Origin of the sequence: Williamsia soli (assembly GCF_017377795.1) — a bacterium.
Lineage (GTDB): Bacteria > Actinomycetota > Actinomycetes > Mycobacteriales > Mycobacteriaceae > Williamsia > Williamsia soli.
Map to the genome: position 1 here is coordinate 224,933 of NZ_JAFRDR010000003.1, position 17,692 is coordinate 242,624.

15 protein-coding genes are annotated in these 17,692 nt (G+C 65.2%); 10 read left to right on the plus strand and 5 right to left on the minus strand.

What is annotated here, in order from left to right:
• Positions 1-80 precede the first annotated feature (80 nt).
• Positions 81-1,367: an acyl-CoA dehydrogenase family protein gene (locus J3S28_RS09620; RefSeq protein WP_207839987.1), complete on the plus strand. Its 1,287-nt coding sequence runs from the start codon at positions 81-83 to the stop codon at positions 1,365-1,367.
• A gap of 2 nt (positions 1,368-1,369) precedes the next feature.
• On the plus strand, positions 1,370-2,728 hold the full coding sequence (locus J3S28_RS09625) for a phosphotransferase family protein (RefSeq protein WP_207839989.1): 1,359 nt from the start codon (positions 1,370-1,372) through the stop codon (positions 2,726-2,728).
• A gap of 5 nt (positions 2,729-2,733) precedes the next feature.
• Here J3S28_RS09625 and J3S28_RS09630 read toward each other — a convergent pair whose 3' ends face one another.
• From J3S28_RS09630 to J3S28_RS09640, 3 genes are read right to left on the minus strand one after another with little or no spacing between them, the layout of a single operon-like run.
• The gene (locus J3S28_RS09630) at positions 2,734-4,158 is read right to left on the minus strand and encodes a phytoene desaturase family protein (RefSeq protein ID WP_207839991.1); all 1,425 of its coding nucleotides are present in this window, start codon (positions 4,156-4,158) and stop codon (positions 2,734-2,736) included.
• Between the two features lie 29 nt (positions 4,159-4,187).
• Complete coding sequence (gene glpK, locus J3S28_RS09635; protein ID WP_207839993.1) at positions 4,188-5,705, minus strand: glycerol kinase GlpK; 1,518 nt, start codon at positions 5,703-5,705, stop codon at positions 4,188-4,190.
• Positions 5,702-6,475 (minus strand): IclR family transcriptional regulator, encoded by a 774-nt coding sequence (locus tag J3S28_RS09640; protein WP_207839995.1) that lies wholly within the window; start codon positions 6,473-6,475, stop codon positions 5,702-5,704. The genes glpK (J3S28_RS09635) and J3S28_RS09640 overlap by 4 nt, the downstream gene beginning before the upstream one ends.
• 142 nt (positions 6,476-6,617) lie before the next feature.
• On the opposite strand from J3S28_RS09640, the gene glpK (J3S28_RS09645) reads away from it, so the two are divergent.
• Genes glpK (J3S28_RS09645) through J3S28_RS09655 form a run of 3 tightly spaced genes read left to right on the plus strand, consistent with a single transcriptional unit; the run spans position 6,618 to position 10,661 of the window.
• Entirely contained in the window at positions 6,618-8,132 is a 1,515-nt protein-coding gene (gene glpK, locus J3S28_RS09645; protein WP_207839998.1) for a glycerol kinase GlpK, read from the plus strand.
• Positions 8,133-8,181: 49 nt separating this feature from the next.
• The gene (locus J3S28_RS09650) at positions 8,182-9,918 is read left to right on the plus strand and encodes a glycerol-3-phosphate dehydrogenase/oxidase (protein WP_207840000.1); all 1,737 of its coding nucleotides are present in this window, start codon (positions 8,182-8,184) and stop codon (positions 9,916-9,918) included.
• Complete coding sequence (locus tag J3S28_RS09655) at positions 9,915-10,661, plus strand: MIP/aquaporin family protein (RefSeq protein WP_207840002.1); 747 nt, start codon at positions 9,915-9,917, stop codon at positions 10,659-10,661. Before J3S28_RS09650 ends, J3S28_RS09655 begins: the two co-directional genes overlap by 4 nt.
• Before the next feature lie 117 nt (positions 10,662-10,778).
• Here the strand turns inward: J3S28_RS09655 and J3S28_RS09660 are convergent, their stop codons facing one another.
• Complete coding sequence (locus J3S28_RS09660) at positions 10,779-11,630, minus strand: SDR family NAD(P)-dependent oxidoreductase (protein WP_207840004.1); 852 nt, start codon at positions 11,628-11,630, stop codon at positions 10,779-10,781.
• A 179-nt stretch (positions 11,631-11,809) separates the two neighbouring features.
• On the opposite strand from J3S28_RS09660, the gene J3S28_RS09665 reads away from it, so the two are divergent.
• On the plus strand, positions 11,810-12,694 hold the full coding sequence (locus tag J3S28_RS09665) for a helix-turn-helix transcriptional regulator (protein WP_307797002.1): 885 nt from the start codon (positions 11,810-11,812) through the stop codon (positions 12,692-12,694).
• Between the two features lie 295 nt (positions 12,695-12,989).
• On the opposite strand, the gene J3S28_RS09670 is transcribed toward J3S28_RS09665, so the two are convergent.
• Positions 12,990-13,937: a zinc-binding dehydrogenase gene (locus tag J3S28_RS09670; RefSeq protein WP_307797053.1), complete on the minus strand. Its 948-nt coding sequence runs from the start codon at positions 13,935-13,937 to the stop codon at positions 12,990-12,992.
• A 40-nt stretch (positions 13,938-13,977) separates the two neighbouring features.
• Here J3S28_RS09670 and J3S28_RS09675 point away from each other — a divergent pair, with 40 nt between their 5' ends.
• From J3S28_RS09675 to J3S28_RS28300, 4 genes are all read left to right on the plus strand, one after another.
• On the plus strand, positions 13,978-14,589 hold the full coding sequence (locus J3S28_RS09675) for a TetR/AcrR family transcriptional regulator (protein ID WP_207840010.1): 612 nt from the start codon (positions 13,978-13,980) through the stop codon (positions 14,587-14,589).
• A 389-nt stretch (positions 14,590-14,978) separates the two neighbouring features.
• Positions 14,979-16,544 (plus strand): DHA2 family efflux MFS transporter permease subunit, encoded by a 1,566-nt coding sequence (locus J3S28_RS09680; protein WP_207840012.1) that lies wholly within the window; start codon positions 14,979-14,981, stop codon positions 16,542-16,544.
• Positions 16,545-16,690: 146 nt separating this feature from the next.
• Positions 16,691-17,065 (plus strand): LLM class flavin-dependent oxidoreductase, encoded by a 375-nt coding sequence (locus J3S28_RS28295; RefSeq protein WP_237341352.1) that lies wholly within the window; start codon positions 16,691-16,693, stop codon positions 17,063-17,065.
• 92 nt (positions 17,066-17,157) lie between these two features.
• Positions 17,158-17,589, plus strand: a complete 432-nt coding sequence (locus J3S28_RS28300; protein ID WP_237341353.1) for an LLM class oxidoreductase — start codon at positions 17,158-17,160, stop codon at positions 17,587-17,589.
• The last annotated feature ends 103 nt before the right edge of the window (positions 17,590-17,692 follow it).

Here is a 17,692-nt window from a genome sequence, read left to right on the forward strand (position 1 = left end):
GTCGATTCACACATCGGACGTCGCTCAGCGGATACGGTCATGCTGAACGATTGTTCAGAGCATCCGGCGAGAGGCCATCGATGGACTACGACCTGCCCGACCACATCACCGAGATCCTGCGGGAGATCGACGAGTTCATCGACACCGAGATCCGGCCGCTGCAGGAGTCCGACGACAACAACCGGTTCTTCGATCACCGGAGGGAGTGGGCGCGGACCGACTTCGAGGGCGGCGGCGTGCCACGGCAGGACTGGGAAGAGTTGCTCGGTGAGATGCGCAGGCGTGCGGATGCCGCCGGCTGGCTGCGCTACGGCCTACCGGCGCAGGTCGGTGGCCGCGACGGTTCGAGTTTCGACATGGCCATCATCCGAGAACATCTCGCCCACAAGGGATTGGGCCTGCACAACGACCTGCAGAACGAGTCCTCGATCGTCGGAAACTTTCCGTTCGCCCACATGCTCATGAACTTCGGCACCACCGAACAGCAGGACGAGTTCCTCGAACCGATGATCCGCGGCGAGGCACGGATCGGATTCGGACTCACCGAACCGGACCATGGCAGCGACGCCACCTGGATGGAGACCACCGCCCATAAGGTGGGAGGTTCGTGGATCATCAACGGCGGCAAACGCTTCAACTCCGGTATGCACAACGCCACCCATGATGTCGTCTTCGCCCGAACCTCCGGCAACGACGGCGACGCCCGCGGCATCACCGCGTTCTTCGTACCCACCGATCGGCCGGGCTTCTCTGTCGATTTCCAGTGGTGGACCTTCAACATGCCCACCGACCACGCCGAAGTGACCATCACCGACGTCGAGGTCCCCGACTCGGCCATCTTCGGTGCCGAAGGCGAGGGTCTAGCCGTGGCGCAGTCGTTTGTGCACGAGAACCGGATCCGGCAGGCCGCGTCGGGAGTCGGTGCCGCCCAGTACTGTATCGACCAGAGCGTCGAGTACGCCCGAAGCAGAAATACTTTCGGTACGCCATTGGCGACCCGGCAGGCAATCCAGTTCCCGCTCGTCGAACTGCACACCGAAGCCGAACTCGTCCGCGGCCTGGTCCGCAAGACCGCTTGGGAACTCGACCGCATCCCCCACATGCAGATCAGCGACCGCGTCTCCATGTGCAACTACCGCGCGAACCGCCTCGTATGCGACGCCGCCGACCAGGCCATCCAGGTCCATGGCGGCATGGGATACACCCGCCACATGCCCTTCGAACACATCTACCGCCACCACCGCCGCTACCGCATCACCGAAGGATCCGACGAAGTGCAGATCCGCAAGATCGCCGGGTACCTCTTCGGCTTCGCGGGACCGGGCAAGCGTCGCTCGGGTGGCGCCGCCGCCGCGGGCGATCAGTAGGCATGATCGACCAGAGCGATATGGAACGCCGGCTGGCTGCACGACTGACCGAGGCGTCCGGACACGACACGCAGGTCACCGACCTCGTCCGCCTGACGGGCGGCGCCAACAGCGAGACCTGGTCATTCGTGGCAACCACCGCCGGTGGCGCACGCCGGCTGATACTTCGGCGGCAACCGGGTGATCCGAACGGGCCACTCGGGATGGCGCGGGAGTCGAGTGTCATCGCGGCGGCCGAGCGAGCGGGTATCGCTGTTCCCAGGCTGGTGGACTTCGCGGGCGCAGACAGCACGCTGGGCGCCCAGTACCTGATCTGCGAACACATCGAGGGTGAGACAATCCCGCGAAAGTTGCTGCGCGACGAGCGATTCGCACAGGCCCGCCGCGGGATGGCCGCGCAGCTCGGCCGAACCCTTGCCCAGATCCACGCAATCCCAACCGACTCCGTGCCGGAGCTGAGGACCGTACCGGCAGGTGGCGTCGAGGATCTTCAGGAGCGTTACCTCGAACTCGATGTCCCGTCCGCGGTCACCGAGATCGCCTTGGCCTGGCTGGCCGCGCACCAACCCGACCCCGTTGCCGAGGCCGTGGTCCACGGCGACTTCCGCAACGGAAACCTCATCGTCGACGAATCGGGCCTGGCGGCCGTGATCGACTGGGAGCTCGCCCATATCGGCGATCCCCGCGAAGACCTCGGCTGGCTGCTCGTGAAGTGCTGGCGATTCGGCACCGAACCGGAGGTCGGGGGCTTCGGCAGCATCGACGAACTGCTGGACGGATATGCCGAGGTCGCCGGGTATCGGCCAGATGTGGATGCGGTGCGCTGGTGGCAGCTCTATCGCACGGTGTGGTGGAGCATCGGCTGCGCCCAGATGGTCGCACGACACCTCTCCGGCAAAGAGCGGTCGGTGGAGCTCGCGACGATCGGACGGCGGGTGTGCGAACAGGAACACGATGCGTTGCTGCTGCTGGGATACCCCGCCGACACGGATGCACCCGCTCCACTGCCGCAGAACGAGGCCGATCTGCACGGCCGTCCCACAGCCGCCGAGCTTGTCGATGCGGTCGCCGAGTTCCTGCGCGACTCCGTGGTGCCCGGCCCCGACCGCGAGATGGGCTTCAAAGCCCGGGTTGCCGCCAATGCGCTGGACATCGTCCGGCGCGAGCTGACGATCGGCAAAGGTCAAATCCAGGCCGACCGAGAACGATTCGAGGCCCTCGGCTTTCGCTCCGAGACCGACGTGGCACTGGCTATCCGAGCCGGTAAGATCGCGGCCACCGACCCCGCGATGATCGCAGCAGTCAGGGCGTCGGTCACCGATCGCCTGGCCGTCGCCAATCCCCGCTATCTGGCTCAGTAGTCAGGTCATGCGTCGAGGTTCGCCCGCGCCTTCAGCGCCGACGTCGCGGCGTTGAATCCACACAGCCCATGAGCCCCCGCTCCTGGCGGGGTGGCAGCCGAACAGAGGTACACGCCATCGATACCCGTGAAGTAAGGGTCGAGGGCCAGCCGCGGCCGAAAGACCAGCCGCCACGGTGTATTCGCCCCTGTCACCACGTCACCGCCGACAAAGTTCTGATTGTCCGCCTCGATGCGCGCCACCGAACGGACACGTTTCGAAACGACTCGGCTACTGAAACCTGGTGCGAAGCGCTCGATCTGGGCTTCGATCGCGACAGTGGCGTCACCCGTCCACCCCGACGGTACGTGTGCGTACAGGTCGATCGGATGGACATCGCCGTTGGATCGCCCGGGATCGGCGAGGTACTGCTGGCCGACGAGCACGAATGGTCGCCTCGGCATGACCCCACGGTGGACGTCACGCTCTGCGGTGGCGATGTCGTCGAAACTGCCGCCAACATGCACCGTGCCGGCCGACCGCGAGGGGGCGTCGGCCCACGGGATGCCCTCGCGCACCGCGTATGAGATTTGAAAGGCCGCTGGTCCGTGCCGAAAGCGGCGATACGCCCGGCTGATTCGTCTCGGCATGGCAGCACCCGCGATCTCGGCGGCAGCGCCGGGTGCGGTGTCGAGCATGACGATGTCCGGCGAATCGAGGTCCGCCAGCGACCGCACCTGCACACCGGTCTCGATACTTCCGCCCAGGTCGACCAGCGCTGCCGCCATCGCTGTGGAGATGGCTCCCGATCCTCCTTCGGCCACCGCCCAGCCGTAGGTGTGCGCGGCGGAACCGAGCGCCACTCCGATGGCCGCAGACCCCACCGTTCCGAACGGTCGAAATGCATGAGCTGCAACACCGCCGAAGAGCGCGCGGGCTTCCTCGGTGGCGAACAGCTTGGCCAGGACAGCTGCCGGCATGGCAGCGAATGCACCGAACCGGGCCAGTTTGACCGGATGAGCGGGAACATGCAGGATCGGCTTGGTGAAGTCGGTGCTGATGTCGGCGAATCGATCCGACACTGCGCCGAACACTCGGTTCCACGCAGGCCCGGCGGCGCCCAGTTCCTCGGCGGTGCGCGATGCCGAGCGATACGCCCCGACCCCGCGTCCGCCGTCGAGAGGATGTGAGTACTCGATCTCCGGCGATCTCCACCTCAACCCGTAACGGCTGAGGTCGACGCTGCGCGTGAAGGCATTGTCGAGGGCAAGCGGATGCGCGAACGAGCACTCGTCGTGCCGGACGCCGGTGTCGGTGTAGTCGCCGCTGCGGGCGCCACCACCGATGACCGGGGCCGCCTCGAGGACCCGGACCCGCATGCCGGCGGCCCCGAGGGTCACTGCGGCCGCGAGACCGTTGGGCCCGCTACCCACGACCACTGCGTTCCTCATGTTTTCACCATTCCACGCTCGTCCCCCGCTCAGGCCGGGTCCCACTGCGACGCCAGCTCGACGGCCATGGACCAGTTCGCGGCTCGGCGTTCGCGATCGGCAGGGTCGATGCTCGGCTGCCAGACCGCGCCGGTGTGCCAGTTGCGGCGAAGCTGTTGCTCATCGGTCCACAGACCCACACTGAAACCGGCGGCGTAGGCGGCCCCGAGCGCGACGGCCTCGGCCATCTGCGGACGTGTCACCGTCACATCGCAGATGTCGGCGATGGTCTGCATCAGGGTGTTGTTGGCCGTCATGCCGCCATCGACCACGAGTTCGGTCAACGACATCTCCACACCCGCGGCGGCCAAGTCGTCGTTGAGTGCCGCAACCATGGACCGGGCGGCAAAGGCGTTGGTCTCGAGCGCTGCCCGCGCCAGATGACCCCGGGTGATGTACGACGTCAGACCCACGATCAGCCCCCGGCTCGCGGACACCCAGTGCGGCGCATGCAATCCCGAGAATGCAGGGACGATGTAGCAGCCGCCGTTGTCATCGACCGTCGACGCGAGAGTCTCGATCTCGGCCGGGGTGCCGATGATGCCGAGGTTCTCCCTGATCCACTCGACCAGTGCCCCGGCCGTGGGATTCGATCCCTCCAGCGCGTAGCGGATCGGTTGGCCGTCCATCTGAAAGGCCACCGTGGTGATCAGACCGTGTCTGGATCGGACCAGAGTCGTACCGGTGTTGAAGAGCAGGAACCCTCCGGTGCCGAGAGTGTATTTGGACTCTCCGGCCCTCAGCGCTGTCTGTCCCACCAGCGCAGCTTGCTGATCTCCGATCATCGCGCTGATCGGAATCCCGGGGACCGGGGAGACCGTTGCCCCCACCTTGCTCAAGGACGGCCTGATCTCGGGCAGGATCTCCGCGGGGATGTCGAAGAGTTCGAGCAGGCGCGGATCCCACTGCGCAGTCTCGATGTTCATGAGCATGGTGCGGCTCGCGTTGGTGGGGTCGGTGAGGTGGAGTCCTCCGTCCACACCGCCGGTGAGGTTCCACACGAGCCAGCTGTCCATCGTCCCGAAAAGGACGGTGCCCTGCGCGGCCGCTGCGCGAGATCCAGGGCACGCGTCGAGCAGCCAGCTCAGGCGCGGCGCGCTGAAGTAGTTGGAGAGCGGCGCCCCGGTCCGGTGCTCGACGTCGGCCCCGATCCCCTGCGTCCGCAACGACTCGACCATCTCGGTGGTCCGGGTGTCCTGCCACACAATCGCCCGATGGAGCGGGATGCCGGTGGTTCGGTCCCAGATCACCGTGGTCTCACGTTGATTGGTGATACCCAACCCCACCAGCTGGCTCGCGTCGATACCGCCCGAATGCAGGGCCTCGGGGATCAACCGCTCCACCAGATTCCAGATCTCGAGCGCGTCGTGTTCAACCCAGCCGGGCTCGGGAAAATGCTGGGAGTGTTTGCGCTGGGCCATCGACACCATGACGCCCCCGCGGTCGTAGATGATGCACCGCGTCGAACTCGTTCCCTGATCGATCGCCGCAACGTACCTCGTGGTCATGGCAGCTGCCCATGACCCATGGCACGAGAGATCGAACGCGCTGATCCGATGATGTTGTCCAACAGGGGTGCACGCGGAACGCCGCCCCGTCCACACAGCTCGTCGATCGCGCCCGAGACACCGACCGCGGCCACCACGACCCCGCCCTGATCGCGAACGGGCGCGGCAATCGTCGCCACCTCCGGATCCAGATCACCACAGCCGCAGGCCCATCCCCTGTCCCGGACTTCGGCGAGTTCGTGAGCCAGCTCGGCGCCGTCGGTGATCGTGCGGTGCGTACAGCGATCGAGTCCGCCCGCGACGAGCTCCCGGGCCAGACGTACATCGAAGGCGAGGTGGATCCGGCCCAGAGCCGTCGCGTGCGCGGGCACGATCTGACCGGTCCGCAGCAATGGGAGGCCCACACCGCTCGCCGACAGTACGTCGTGCACGATCCGCACCTGCTTGTCTTGGAGCACGCTGATCTGCGTCGCCATCGCCGTCCTGGCCGCGAGAGCGTCGGTCCAGTTCATCGCCCGGGCCCGGACCTCGTTGAGATCCCAGCGGTTCTTCCGAGCCCCGAACGGGTCGTCGGCGAGCCAGTACTCGGCGGTGTCCGACGTCTGTTCGACGGCGCCGACCGCGACCAGGGTGCGGACCAATCCGTGCGCCGTCGTCTTGGCGAGGCCGAGGGTCGATGCGATCTCTGTCAGGCCCACGGGCTCGGACCTGGTCGCGAGCAGATGCAGCACTGCAGTCGCGCGCTCCACCGACTGGATCAGACCTGGCACTCTTCGGACGCTACTCGAACTGCGACCGGGGCGTTCGACATTGTCGAACGCGTGCCCTCCTCAGGGGTTGGCTGCCTGCATAACGTGGAAGACGGATGAGATACGCATCACCCCTCAGGACCCTTCGACGAAGCAGGGATACATGACGCAATACATCGGTGCCATCGATCAGGGAACCACCAGTACCCGGTTCATGATCTTCGACCACGCGGGCAACGAGGTCGCCCGCCACCAGCTCGAACACGAGCAGATCATGCCGCAGGCAGGCTGGGTGGAACACGATCCGACCGAGATCTGGGAGCGCACATCCTCGGTGCTGCAGAACGGCCTCCGCAAGAAGAACCTGAAGGCCGGCGACCTCGCTGCGCTCGGTATCACCAACCAGCGTGAGACCACCGTGGTTTGGAACAAGCACACCGGTAGGCCGTACTACAACGCGATCGTCTGGCAGGACACCCGCACCGACAAGATCGCGTCAGCGCTCGAGCGTTCCGGCGCCGGCGACACCATCCGCACCAAGGCCGGGATTCCGCCCGCCACCTACTTCGCCGCGGGCAAGGCGCAATGGATCCTCGAGAACGTCGACGGCGTGCGGGCTGACGCCGAGAACGGTGACGCCTTGTTCGGCACCATCGACACCTGGGTGATCTGGAATCTGACCGGCGGCGTGAACGGTGGTGTGCACGTCACCGACGTCACCAACGCGAGCCGCACCATGCTGATGGATCTCGAGACACTGGACTGGGACGACGAACTCATCGCACTGTTCGACATCCCCAGGCAGATGCTCCCCACGATCGCGCCGTCGTCGCCCACCGAACCCTACGGTCACACCACCACGACCGGCCCGCTCGCCGGGGAGGTCCCCATCGCAAGCGCGCTCGGTGACCAGCAGGCCGCGATGGTCGGCCAGGTCTGCTTCTCGGCAGGGCAGGCCAAGAACACCTACGGCACCGGAAACTTCCTGCTGCTCAACACCGGAGAGAAGCTCGTTCGCTCGGACAACGGCCTACTCACCACCGTCTGCTACCAATTCGGTTCGCAGGCACCGGTCTACGCGCTCGAAGGGTCGATCGCGGTGACCGGGTCGGCGGTGCAGTGGCTGCGCGATCAGCTCGGCATCATCTCCGGTGCGGCACAGAGCGAGTCACTGGCGAAGGAGGTCGCAGACAATGGCGGAGTCTATTTCGTCCCGGCGTTCTCCGGCCTGTTCGCCCCGTACTGGCGGTCGGACGCCCGCGGAGCGATCGTCGGCTTGTCCCGCTTCAACAACAACGCTCACATCGCGCGGGCGACGCTGGAATCGATCTGCTACCAGAGCCGCGACGTCGCCGATGCGATGGAGAAGGACTCCGGAGTAAAGCTGGAGGTACTACGCGTCGACGGCGGGGTCACCGCCAACTCCCTGTGCATGCAGATCCAGTCCGACGTCCTGGGCATCCCGGTCAGCAGGCCGGTCGTCGCCGAGACCACGGCGCTCGGCGCTGCCTATGCGGCCGGGCTTTCCACCGGGTTCTGGGAGTCGACCGAGGAGCTCGAAACCCACTGGAAAGAAGATCGCCGGTGGGAGCCCGAGTGGTCCGAAGACGTGCGGGCCGAGAAGTACGGACTCTGGCAAAAAGCCGTCACCCGCACCCTCGACTGGGTCGACGTGTGACCGGCCGACCCGAACTCGTCCCATCCCTTTTGATCTCGAGGAGAACCTCATGACATTGCAACCACTCGCAATCAGCCCCGAATCGCGGCGCGCCGCACTGGAATCAATGACCGAAGGCGAGCTCGACGTGCTGGTCATCGGCGCAGGTGTGGTCGGCGCCGGAGCCGCCCTCGACGCCGCCACCCGCGGGCTGCGCGTCGGCATGGTCGAAGCCATCGACTACGCGGCCGGTACATCGAGCCGGTCGTCGAAACTCTTCCACGGCGGCCTGCGCTACCTCAAACAACTGAACTTCTCACTCGTCTTCGAGGCGCTGCGAGAGCGGAAGCTGATGCTGAACACCATCGCCCCGCATCTGGTGCGGCCGGTGGAGTTCATCTTCCCCCTCGTCACGCCTGCCTACGACCGCGCCTACGCCGGTGCGGGTATCGGCTTCTACGACCTGCTGGGTGCAGGACGCGGTGTTCCCCATCACCTCCGGCACATCGGCAAGCGCCGGACCTTCGACATCTTCCCCGGCGCCAAACGTGGCAAGATCCGCGGCGGCGTCCTGTTCTACGAGGGACAGGTCGACGATGCCCGGCACACGATGATGCTCGCGCGGACCGCGGCGAGCTACGGAGCACTGTGCGCCTCGAGTGCCCGGGTGTCCCGCTACCTACGCGAAGGCGACCGCGTCGTGGGCGCGCGGATCGAAGACTTGGAATCCGGTGAACACGTGGACGTCCGCGCCAAGCACGTGGTCAACGCCGCGGGTGTGTGGACCGACGAGCTGCAGGAGATCCTCGGCGAGAAGGGCAAGATGCGCGTCAAGGCATCGAAGGGCGTCCACATCGTCGTCCCCCGCGACCGCATCGACTCCGCGGTCGGCCTCATCACCGAGACGGAAAAGAGCCTGCTATTCGTGATCCCGTGTCCGTGGAGCGAGGACTTCTGGATCATCGGCACCACCGACACCGAATGGAATCTCGACCTGGCCCATCCTGCGGCGAGTAGTGCCGACCTCGACTACATCCTTGCCGAGGTCAACGTCATGCTGGAGAAACCCCTTGTGCGCGATGACATTGTCGGCGTCTACGCCGGGCTACGCCCGCTCCTGGCCGGCGAGTCAGATCAGACCAGCAAGCTGTCTCGCGAACACGCCGTCGTCTCGGCCGCACCGGGTCTGACCGTGATCGCCGGCGGCAAGTACACCACCTACCGGGTGATGGCGGAAGACGCCATCGACGCCGCGGTCGACGGTGTGCGCGGCGTTGAACCCTCACGCACGGCAAGCGTCCCGCTCGTCGGCGCAGATGGCTTCGACGACCTGTGGGAGGCACGGGTGCGCTTGGCCAACGAGCACCGCCTGCCGGTGAAGACCATCGCGCACCTGCTGCGTCGCTACGGCAGCGCAATCAGCGAGATCTTCGAGATCATAGCGGCCGAGCCGGAGTTGGGAAGGCCCTTGGCCACCAGCGACGACCGCTACCTCGGCGCTGAGATCCGTTATGCGGTCACCCATGAGGGCGCCCTGCACCTCGTCGACATCCTGGCGCGTCGCACCCGGGTCTCCATCGAGACTGCCGACCGTGGCAAGAGCGCCGCGGTCGAGGTCGCGGACATCGTTGCGGCGACCCTCGGGTGGGACGACGCGCAGCGGCAGCGCGAGATCGAGAACTACTGCGCCCGTGTCGATGCCGAGATCGAGTCCCAGCGGCAGCCCGATGACCAGACTGCGGATGCGGCTCGCATGGGCGCACCCGGCGTTCGTGGATCGGCGGACGTCGCGGACGTATCGGCATGACTCCCACCGATGCTCAGATCTGGCTCTGGGAGATCGTCGGTACCGCGGTCCTGATCCTGCTCGGTGCAGGCGTCGTCGCCGGTAACCAGTTGCTCAAATCGACGGTCCACAAAGGTGGCCCGTTGATGATCAACATCGGCTGGGGCTTCGCCGTGTTCGCCGGTGCCTCGATCGCATGGAAGTCCGGCGCCCATCTCAACCCCGCGGTCACGTTGGGGCTGGCGGTTGCCGACAAAACCGAATGGTCGCAGGTTCCGATCTACATCTGCGCACAATTCATCGGGGCCTTCATCGGAGCGATGCTGTGCTACCTGGCGTTCAAGAAGAACTTCGACGTCGAGCCCCATCCCGAGGACACGCGGGCGATCTTCTGCACGGGACCGCAAGTCAAGAACTACTTCTGGAATGTGGTCACCGAGGTGATCGGGACCTTTGTCCTGGTGTTCTGGATCCTGCAATCGCCCGTGATCTCCGGGAGTGGTGACACGCTCGACCTCGGCAACTCCGGACTCGGTTACGCCGGTGTGGCATTCGTCGTCCTCGTCATCGGCAACAGCCTCGGTGGACCCACCGGGTACGCCATCAACCCGGCGCGCGATCTGGCCCCACGCATCGCGTACGCCCTGATGCCGATAAACGGCAAGGGCAGCCGCGAGTGGAACTACGCGTGGGTCCCGGTCGTCGGTCCCGTGATCGGCGGTATCCTGGCCGGACTACTGTTCGCCGTGACCAAGAACGTCTGACTCCCGCCTCCCGAAAGTGGTGGGTTCTGGCGAGGAAAACCGCAGGTGGGCCTCACCGGAATCCACCATTTTCGGGGTCGGCTTGCGTCGTATCGACGGACGCACTCATGGACAGATTTACGTCTGTGGGTAGTCGGTGGTGAGGGTGAGTTCTTTGCCTGTCTCGAAGTCGGCGGTCAGCGCGTCGACCTTGGCGGTGGCGTAGGCGTAGGAATCAGACCCGAGCAGTTGGCGCAATGGGCCATCCGCCGAGTCGGCGATCGCGAGGATCGCCGCGGCTCCCTTGACAGGGTCGCCGAGCTGGCCGCCGTGGAGATCGAGGTGGTTCTGCGTCATCTCCCGGATCGATTCGTAGCCCGCCATGGTGGATTCGGGAAGAGCCAGAGAACCGGTCGTCAGGAAGTCGGTCCGGAAGTAACCGGGCTCGACAATCGTGACCTTGCCCCCGAACTCTGAAACCTCCGCTGCCAGTGACTCGCTGAGGCCCTCGAGTGCGAACTTTCCGGCACAGTACAGACCCCAGCCCGGCATCGCCGTCAGGCCGAGCACCGAGGAAACATTGATGATGTGACCGCTATGCCGGGAACGGAAGATCGGCAAGACCGCCCGCAGTACATTCCACAGCCCAAAGATCTGGACATCGAACATCTGGCGTGCGGCGGCGTCCGTCGTTTCCTCGACGGCCGCGAGGTAGCCGTACCCGGCATTGTTCACCACGACGTCAAGCCCGCCAAAGCGGTCGGTTGTCTGTCGCACCGCCGCGTCGACGTCGTCGGCGCACGCCAGATCGACGGCCAGCGCCAGGAGGCGATCGGTGTCTACTCCATCCAGAGCGGCACGAAGCCGGTCGGTCGAACGGGTCGTGGCGGCGACGCTGTCGCCGCGTTCGAGTAGTTGCTTGACCAGTTCCAGTCCGAGACCTCGAGAGGTGCCTGTGACGAACCAGGTGGTGGGGGTGGCGGCAGTCATGTCTGTTCACTCCTTGTGTGGGGTGCCGAAAAGCCCTGTGCCATTTCGGCGGGTGATTCCAGTCTTGACGCCGCCGCGGCCGCTGCGGACTGCATATCCGGCCCTGCCCGACCTGGGATCGGGGTGCATAGGACTCCGCGACCCAGGTTGCGGTGAGCCCAATGCGCCATGATGAATGGGTGAGTGAGGTCAATCGTGAACTCGCCGATTTCCTACGGCGGGCGAGGAGCCAGGTCGACCCGTCCCGGGCGGGTCTTCCCGCCGACGGGCGGGTGCGTCGGGTGCCAGGTCTGCGTCGCGAAGAGGTTGCCCTGCTGGCCGGAGTGTCGACCGACTATTACACGCGGTTGGAGCAAGGCAGGCGCATCACTCCGTCGACGGGGGTCATCGACGCAATTGCGAGGGCGCTTGACCTCGACAGCGCCGGTCGAGCTCATCTGGGAAACCTGATCGGCCGCCGGTCGGCAGCCGCTTCACGTCGTGCGGCGCCCGTGCAGCGAATCCGCCCCGGGCTCTACCAGTTTCTCGATACTCTCGAGAACCAGCCGGCTCTCATCCTCGGTAGGAGGTCGGACATACTCGCCACCAACCGGATGTCCCGTGCACTGTTCGCCGATTTCGATCACTTTCTGCCACGCGACCGCAACTACGCCAGGTGGATGTTCCTCGGTGACGAACCGCGAAATCTGTTCCTCGATTGGGAGATACAGGCGCGAGCAGCCGTGGAGAGTCTTCGGTTGGAGGTCGGACATGATCCGGATGATCGGGCCACGCGAGCACTTGTCGATGACTTGATCGACAAGAGTGACGATTTCCGTCAGTGGTGGTCACAGCATCGGGTGTATCAACGCACCTACGGTTCAAAGCGACTGCGACATCCGGTGGTCGGCGAACTGACGGTCGAATACGAGACGCTCATCCTGCCGGACGATCCTGAGCAGACGTTGTTCGTGTACACGACCGAGCCCGGCACCAGCTCGCGGCAAGCCATCAATGTTCTTGCCAGTTGGGCGATCTCCGAAGAAAAGACGACGACTGACATCGGGATCATTCGCCAAAGCTGAAGGCACACTGACGAACTACGTCGCAGGAGCGCTCGCGCCCGGCGCACCCTGACACTTGTGGTCGGAAGCCAGTCTTGAGGGACGGCGAGAATGCTCCCGAAGACGGTGGACTCTGGCGAGCAAAAGCCCAGGCGGGCCTCACCGGAACCCACCATTTTTCGGGGTCTGCCTGCGTCGATGAGCTGGTCAGGCCGGGATATCTCGCCTCAATCACAGGGGATCCTGGTTTCATTTCCAGGCCTCGTCGCCTCGACCTTGTCGGGGCCGGCCCGGCAGCCAAGTGATCGCGCCGCCATCACGGCTCGATCAATACCTTTATCGCCGTTCGCTCATCCATCATGCGGTAGCCGTCCGCGACCCGGTCCAGTGGCAAGGTTGCGTCGAAGACTCTTCCCGGTTCGATCCGACCGCTCACCACCAGCTCCAGCAGCTCAGGTAAGTAGCGACGCACAGGAGCCAACCCGCCCGCCAGACCAACGTTCCTCGAAAACATCGAGCCGATCGGCAGTTCGATGCCGTGCGGGGCGCCCACGAACCCGACGGTGGCGCCCGGCCGCGCGACCGCAAAGGCGGTTGTCATCGAAGCGTCCGTCCCCACACACTCGAGCACTGCGTCCGCGCCAACACCTTTCGTGATGTCCATTACGAGCGCGTTGCCCTCCTCGCCGCGCTCGGCCACCACATGGGTGGCACCGAAAGCCCGAGCCAGGTCCGCCCGCGGCTTGTGGCGGGACATCGCGATGATCTGTTCGGCGCCTATCGTCGCAGCGGCGAGCACGCCACACAACCCCACTGCGCCGTCCCCGACGACGACTACCGTGTGGCCCGGTCGAACTCCGGCCGCGACCGCGGCGTGCCAGCCAGTCGGCATCACGTCCGACAGGGCCAGAAGCGACGGGAGTAGGGCTGGGTCGGGCATCGAGTCGGTCTTGACCAGGCTGCCGTCGACCTGTGTCACCAGTGCGTACTCGCCTTGACCGGTCTGTGTCGCACCGAAGTTCACGCAGGCACTGTGCACGCCGGCTCCGCAGTTCGCGCAGGTGTTGTCGCAGTGATCGAATGGCACGACGACAAAGTCGCCGGGGCGGAACGAGCTGACGTCCGCCCCCACCTCCTCGACCACGCCGATGCACTCGTGGCCCATCAGCAAACCGGGGGTGAAGTCGGTCAGGCCGCGAAAGCGCCACAAATCTGACCCGCAGATCGCGCCGGGGATCGGCCACCCTCTGGCGCTTGCCCTCACGGCCAAGTGGACGTATTGTCCGTTTTGAAGAGGAGGTCGGATGGAGGTCCACCAGGAAGCGCCGCCGCGGAAGTCACGTGCTGACGCGGAACGCAACCGAGTACACATTTTGGACGTCGCAGAGGAATTCTTCTCAGAACACGGCGTGAGCGGCGCCATGCAGGACATCGCCAAACGGGCCGGTCTCGGGCCGGGCACGCTCTACCGGCACTTCCCGACACGGGAGTCGCTCCTGGCAGCGCTCATGCAAGCCCGTTGGGAGGAATTGGACGCCCGCCGGGCCGAGATCGAGACCGAGCCCGTCGATCCCCTCGCAGCACTCGAGTTGTGGTTGACCGCGTTGGGTGACTACGTCACGGTCTTCGACGGCCTCCCCGGCCCTATCCGGGAAGCACTGAGGGAGACCACCTCACCTCTGGCGATCACCTGTGAACTGCTCGTCGAGATCACAGGGCAGTTTCTCACTGCCGCCCAGACGGCCGGATACGCCCGTCCATGGGTGCGCGATCGGGATCTCGTGCTCACCGTGCTCGCTTCCAAGTGGGTCAGTGATGCACAGCTGGCGGACGAAGGGTCCGCAGACTCCCTGCGCGCCATCATGGGAGAGGGTTGGCATATGCCGCCCGCAGGTCCGAGTCCTTCACGCACGTAGCGCCGGCCGCCGCCAAACGGCGACCCCCGGACGCCCCGATGAGCTGATTCGCCGCTGTTTGACCAGCGATTAGCCCTACCATCCGTATCCGGTTGACTACAAGCACCTTCCGTGGCCTCGGTCACGTACGCTCGTCGACCGTTGACAAGCGGACACTGCATCCGTATCGTTCGATCAGTAACGGATGATGCATCCGTTTACTATCGGTTCATCGAAGCACCGAACCTCAGGCCTCATGGTCCAGTGAGGCCCGGCGGCCCTCTGCCTCTTGTTTCCGCGCGCATGTCGGAAAGCCCCAACGCCGGGCCGGACTCGAGACGGTCCGCTCCGGCCAGGGCTTGGCAGCAAACTTAATCTTTCCCACGCCTCACGAGAGGGCGAGTACGAACATGACCACTCAAGCAGAACCTGACGTCGCTGCTGCGGCACCGACGACGCACTCCAGCGACCGGCTCCCACCTGGCGTTGCCCTGGTCATCGGGGTCCTCATGGTCTCGACGTTCATCGTCTTCCTCAACGAGATGCTCCTGGGCGTCGCTCTGCCCACGCTGATCACGGACTTCGGGGTCAGCCCGAGTACCGGACAGTGGGTCACCACCGGCTACCTGCTGACCTTGGCGGTGTTGATCCCTGCCAGCGGTTTTGTGATGCGGCGGTTCCACATGCGAACAGTCTTCCTGGTCGCCATGTCGCTGTTCATCGTCGGAACAACGCTCGCCGCAATCGCGCCGACGTTCGGCGTCCTGGTGGCCGGCAGGGTCATTCAGGCCTCCGGTACCGCGGTCTTCCTGCCCCTGCTGATGACCACCACGATGCGCTTGGTCCCAGAAGGTCGCCGCGGCCAGATGATGGCGATCACGACGGCCGTCCCGGCCGTGGCGCCGGCTGTCGGGCCCGCGCTGTCGGGTGTCGTTCTGTCCGTGCTCAGCTGGCGGTGGCTGTTCATCCTGATGCTGCCGATCGCGATCGCCGCGCTGGCGCTGGGCGCGTGGAAGCTGCGTAACACCACCACCCCTGAGCCCGTAGCCCTGGATGTGCCTTCACTGCTGCTGTCCGCGATCGGGTTCGGCGGTCTTGTCTACGGACTGTCCCTTATCGGCGAAGCATCGTCCGGACACACCCCGATCTCCCCGTACATTCCGATCGCGGTGGGCCTGGCCGGCCTGGCAGCCTTCGTCCTCCGCCAGATCCCCCTGCAGCGTCGCGACAGCGCATTCCTCGACATGAGGATCTTCCTCCGCAAGTCGTTCACCCTGCCGATCCTCATGATGGTGTTCGTAGCAGGCAACGGGATCGGCCTACTGGTCGTGGTCCCACTGGTGCTCACCAACGTCGCCGGCCTGAGCACTCTGCAGCTAGGCCTCTTCCTCATCCCGGGCGGTGCGGCGATCTCGATCGTGGCCGCCTTGAGTGGCCGGGTATACGACCGCTTCGGCCCGCGCCCACTGGTGATTCCTGCTGCCATTGTCTGGCTGGCGGTCCTGTGGTTCCTCAGCCAGGTAGACGAGAACACGAGCGTGGTCGCTCTGATCCTCGCGTGGCTGGTGTTCACCAGCGCAATGGCCGCCATGTGGGCACCGCTCACCACGAGTGCCATGGGTGCCCTGACAACCGAGCTCTACTCGCACGGCGCCTCGGCGTTCGCCACCGTCCAGCAGCTCGCCGGCGCCGCTTTCGGTGCGGTGTTCATCTCGGCCTACACCATCGGTTCCGGCGCCAAGGACGCCGGCGTGCTGAGCATGGGCCAGGCCGAATCCGCCGCACACGCAGCCTTTCTCACCGCATGGGTCATCGGCTTGATCGTGTTGGTGGGCGCCTTCTTCATCCGCCGCACCCCGAGTCCGGCCACCGACGAGGCAGCCACCGACACGACGTCCGCTGCGCCGGGCGCCGACGAAGCGGTTGAGCGCGTGTCAAATGTCGAGCATGCAGCCTGCGAGGCGGGGGCGCGATGACAACGACTGCGATCTGAGCCGAGGTCGACCGTGGACACCACAAACACGCACGGGTTCGCTTCACAGTTCGGTTTCGACCCGACCACTCCCTGACGCGCCAACCTGACATTCGCGTGCGTCAACTTCCACGGAAGAAGGTAGCGATAATGACGAATAAGGCCGGGAACATTACGTTTCCGTCGAAAATCGGCGTGTTCTGGAACAGCGAACCCTGGCCGATTCGTGACTCGCAGAGCATGGCACGCGAGATCGAATCCTTGGGATACGGATCGTTGTTCATGCCGGAAGGTAGCGGCAAAGACGTGCTGGTCGAATCGGCAGCCTTCCTGAGCGCCACCGATCGCCTGGTCGTCGGAACCGGTATCGCCAACGTCCATGTGCGGGTGCCGTCGGCGGCGGAATCTGGCGCACGAATGCTCACCGCTCTGTATCCGGGGCGTTTCGTCCTTGGCCTGGGTGTCAGTCACGCCCCTTCGTCGAAGGCTCACTCGGCAAGGCCTACAGCAAACCCTTGTCGATGATGCGCACGTATCTGGACCGAATGAACTCGGTGCCGGCCGAACTCGAGGCAGGCTCGCGTCCAACCCGCCTGCTGGCTGCGTTGGGACCCAAAATGATTGAACTCTCCGGGGAGCTCGCCGACGGCGCACACCCATATCTGGTGCTACCAGAACACACGCGACGCACCCGCGCAGTGCTCGGTGACGAACCGTGGATCGTCACCGAACAAGCGGTCGCCATCGGAGGCAGCGCCGAGGAGCAACTGCATCGCGGGCACACGCACCTGAATACCTATTCGCGAATGGACAATTATCGAAAATCCTGGCTGCGGCAGGGGTTCGATGAGACCGACTTCGAGGGCGGAGGGTCCGAACGGCTCGTTCGCGCCCTGGTCGGTATGGGATCAGCCGACGACGCCGCCGCCTCGGTGACCGCGCATCTCGATGCCGGAGCGGACCACGTTGTCGTGCAGGTTGCCGTCGATTCGCCGACCGACGACCCGCTGCCTGATTTGCGGGCACTCGCAGCGGCATTGCGACTCTGATGCGCGTCGGGGTTGTCGTCCCACAGACCGAACTCGGCGGTGACCCTGGCGCCGTTCGCCTAGAGTCACCGACTCAAACAGCAGGCGCTCGCTTTTAGTCCCT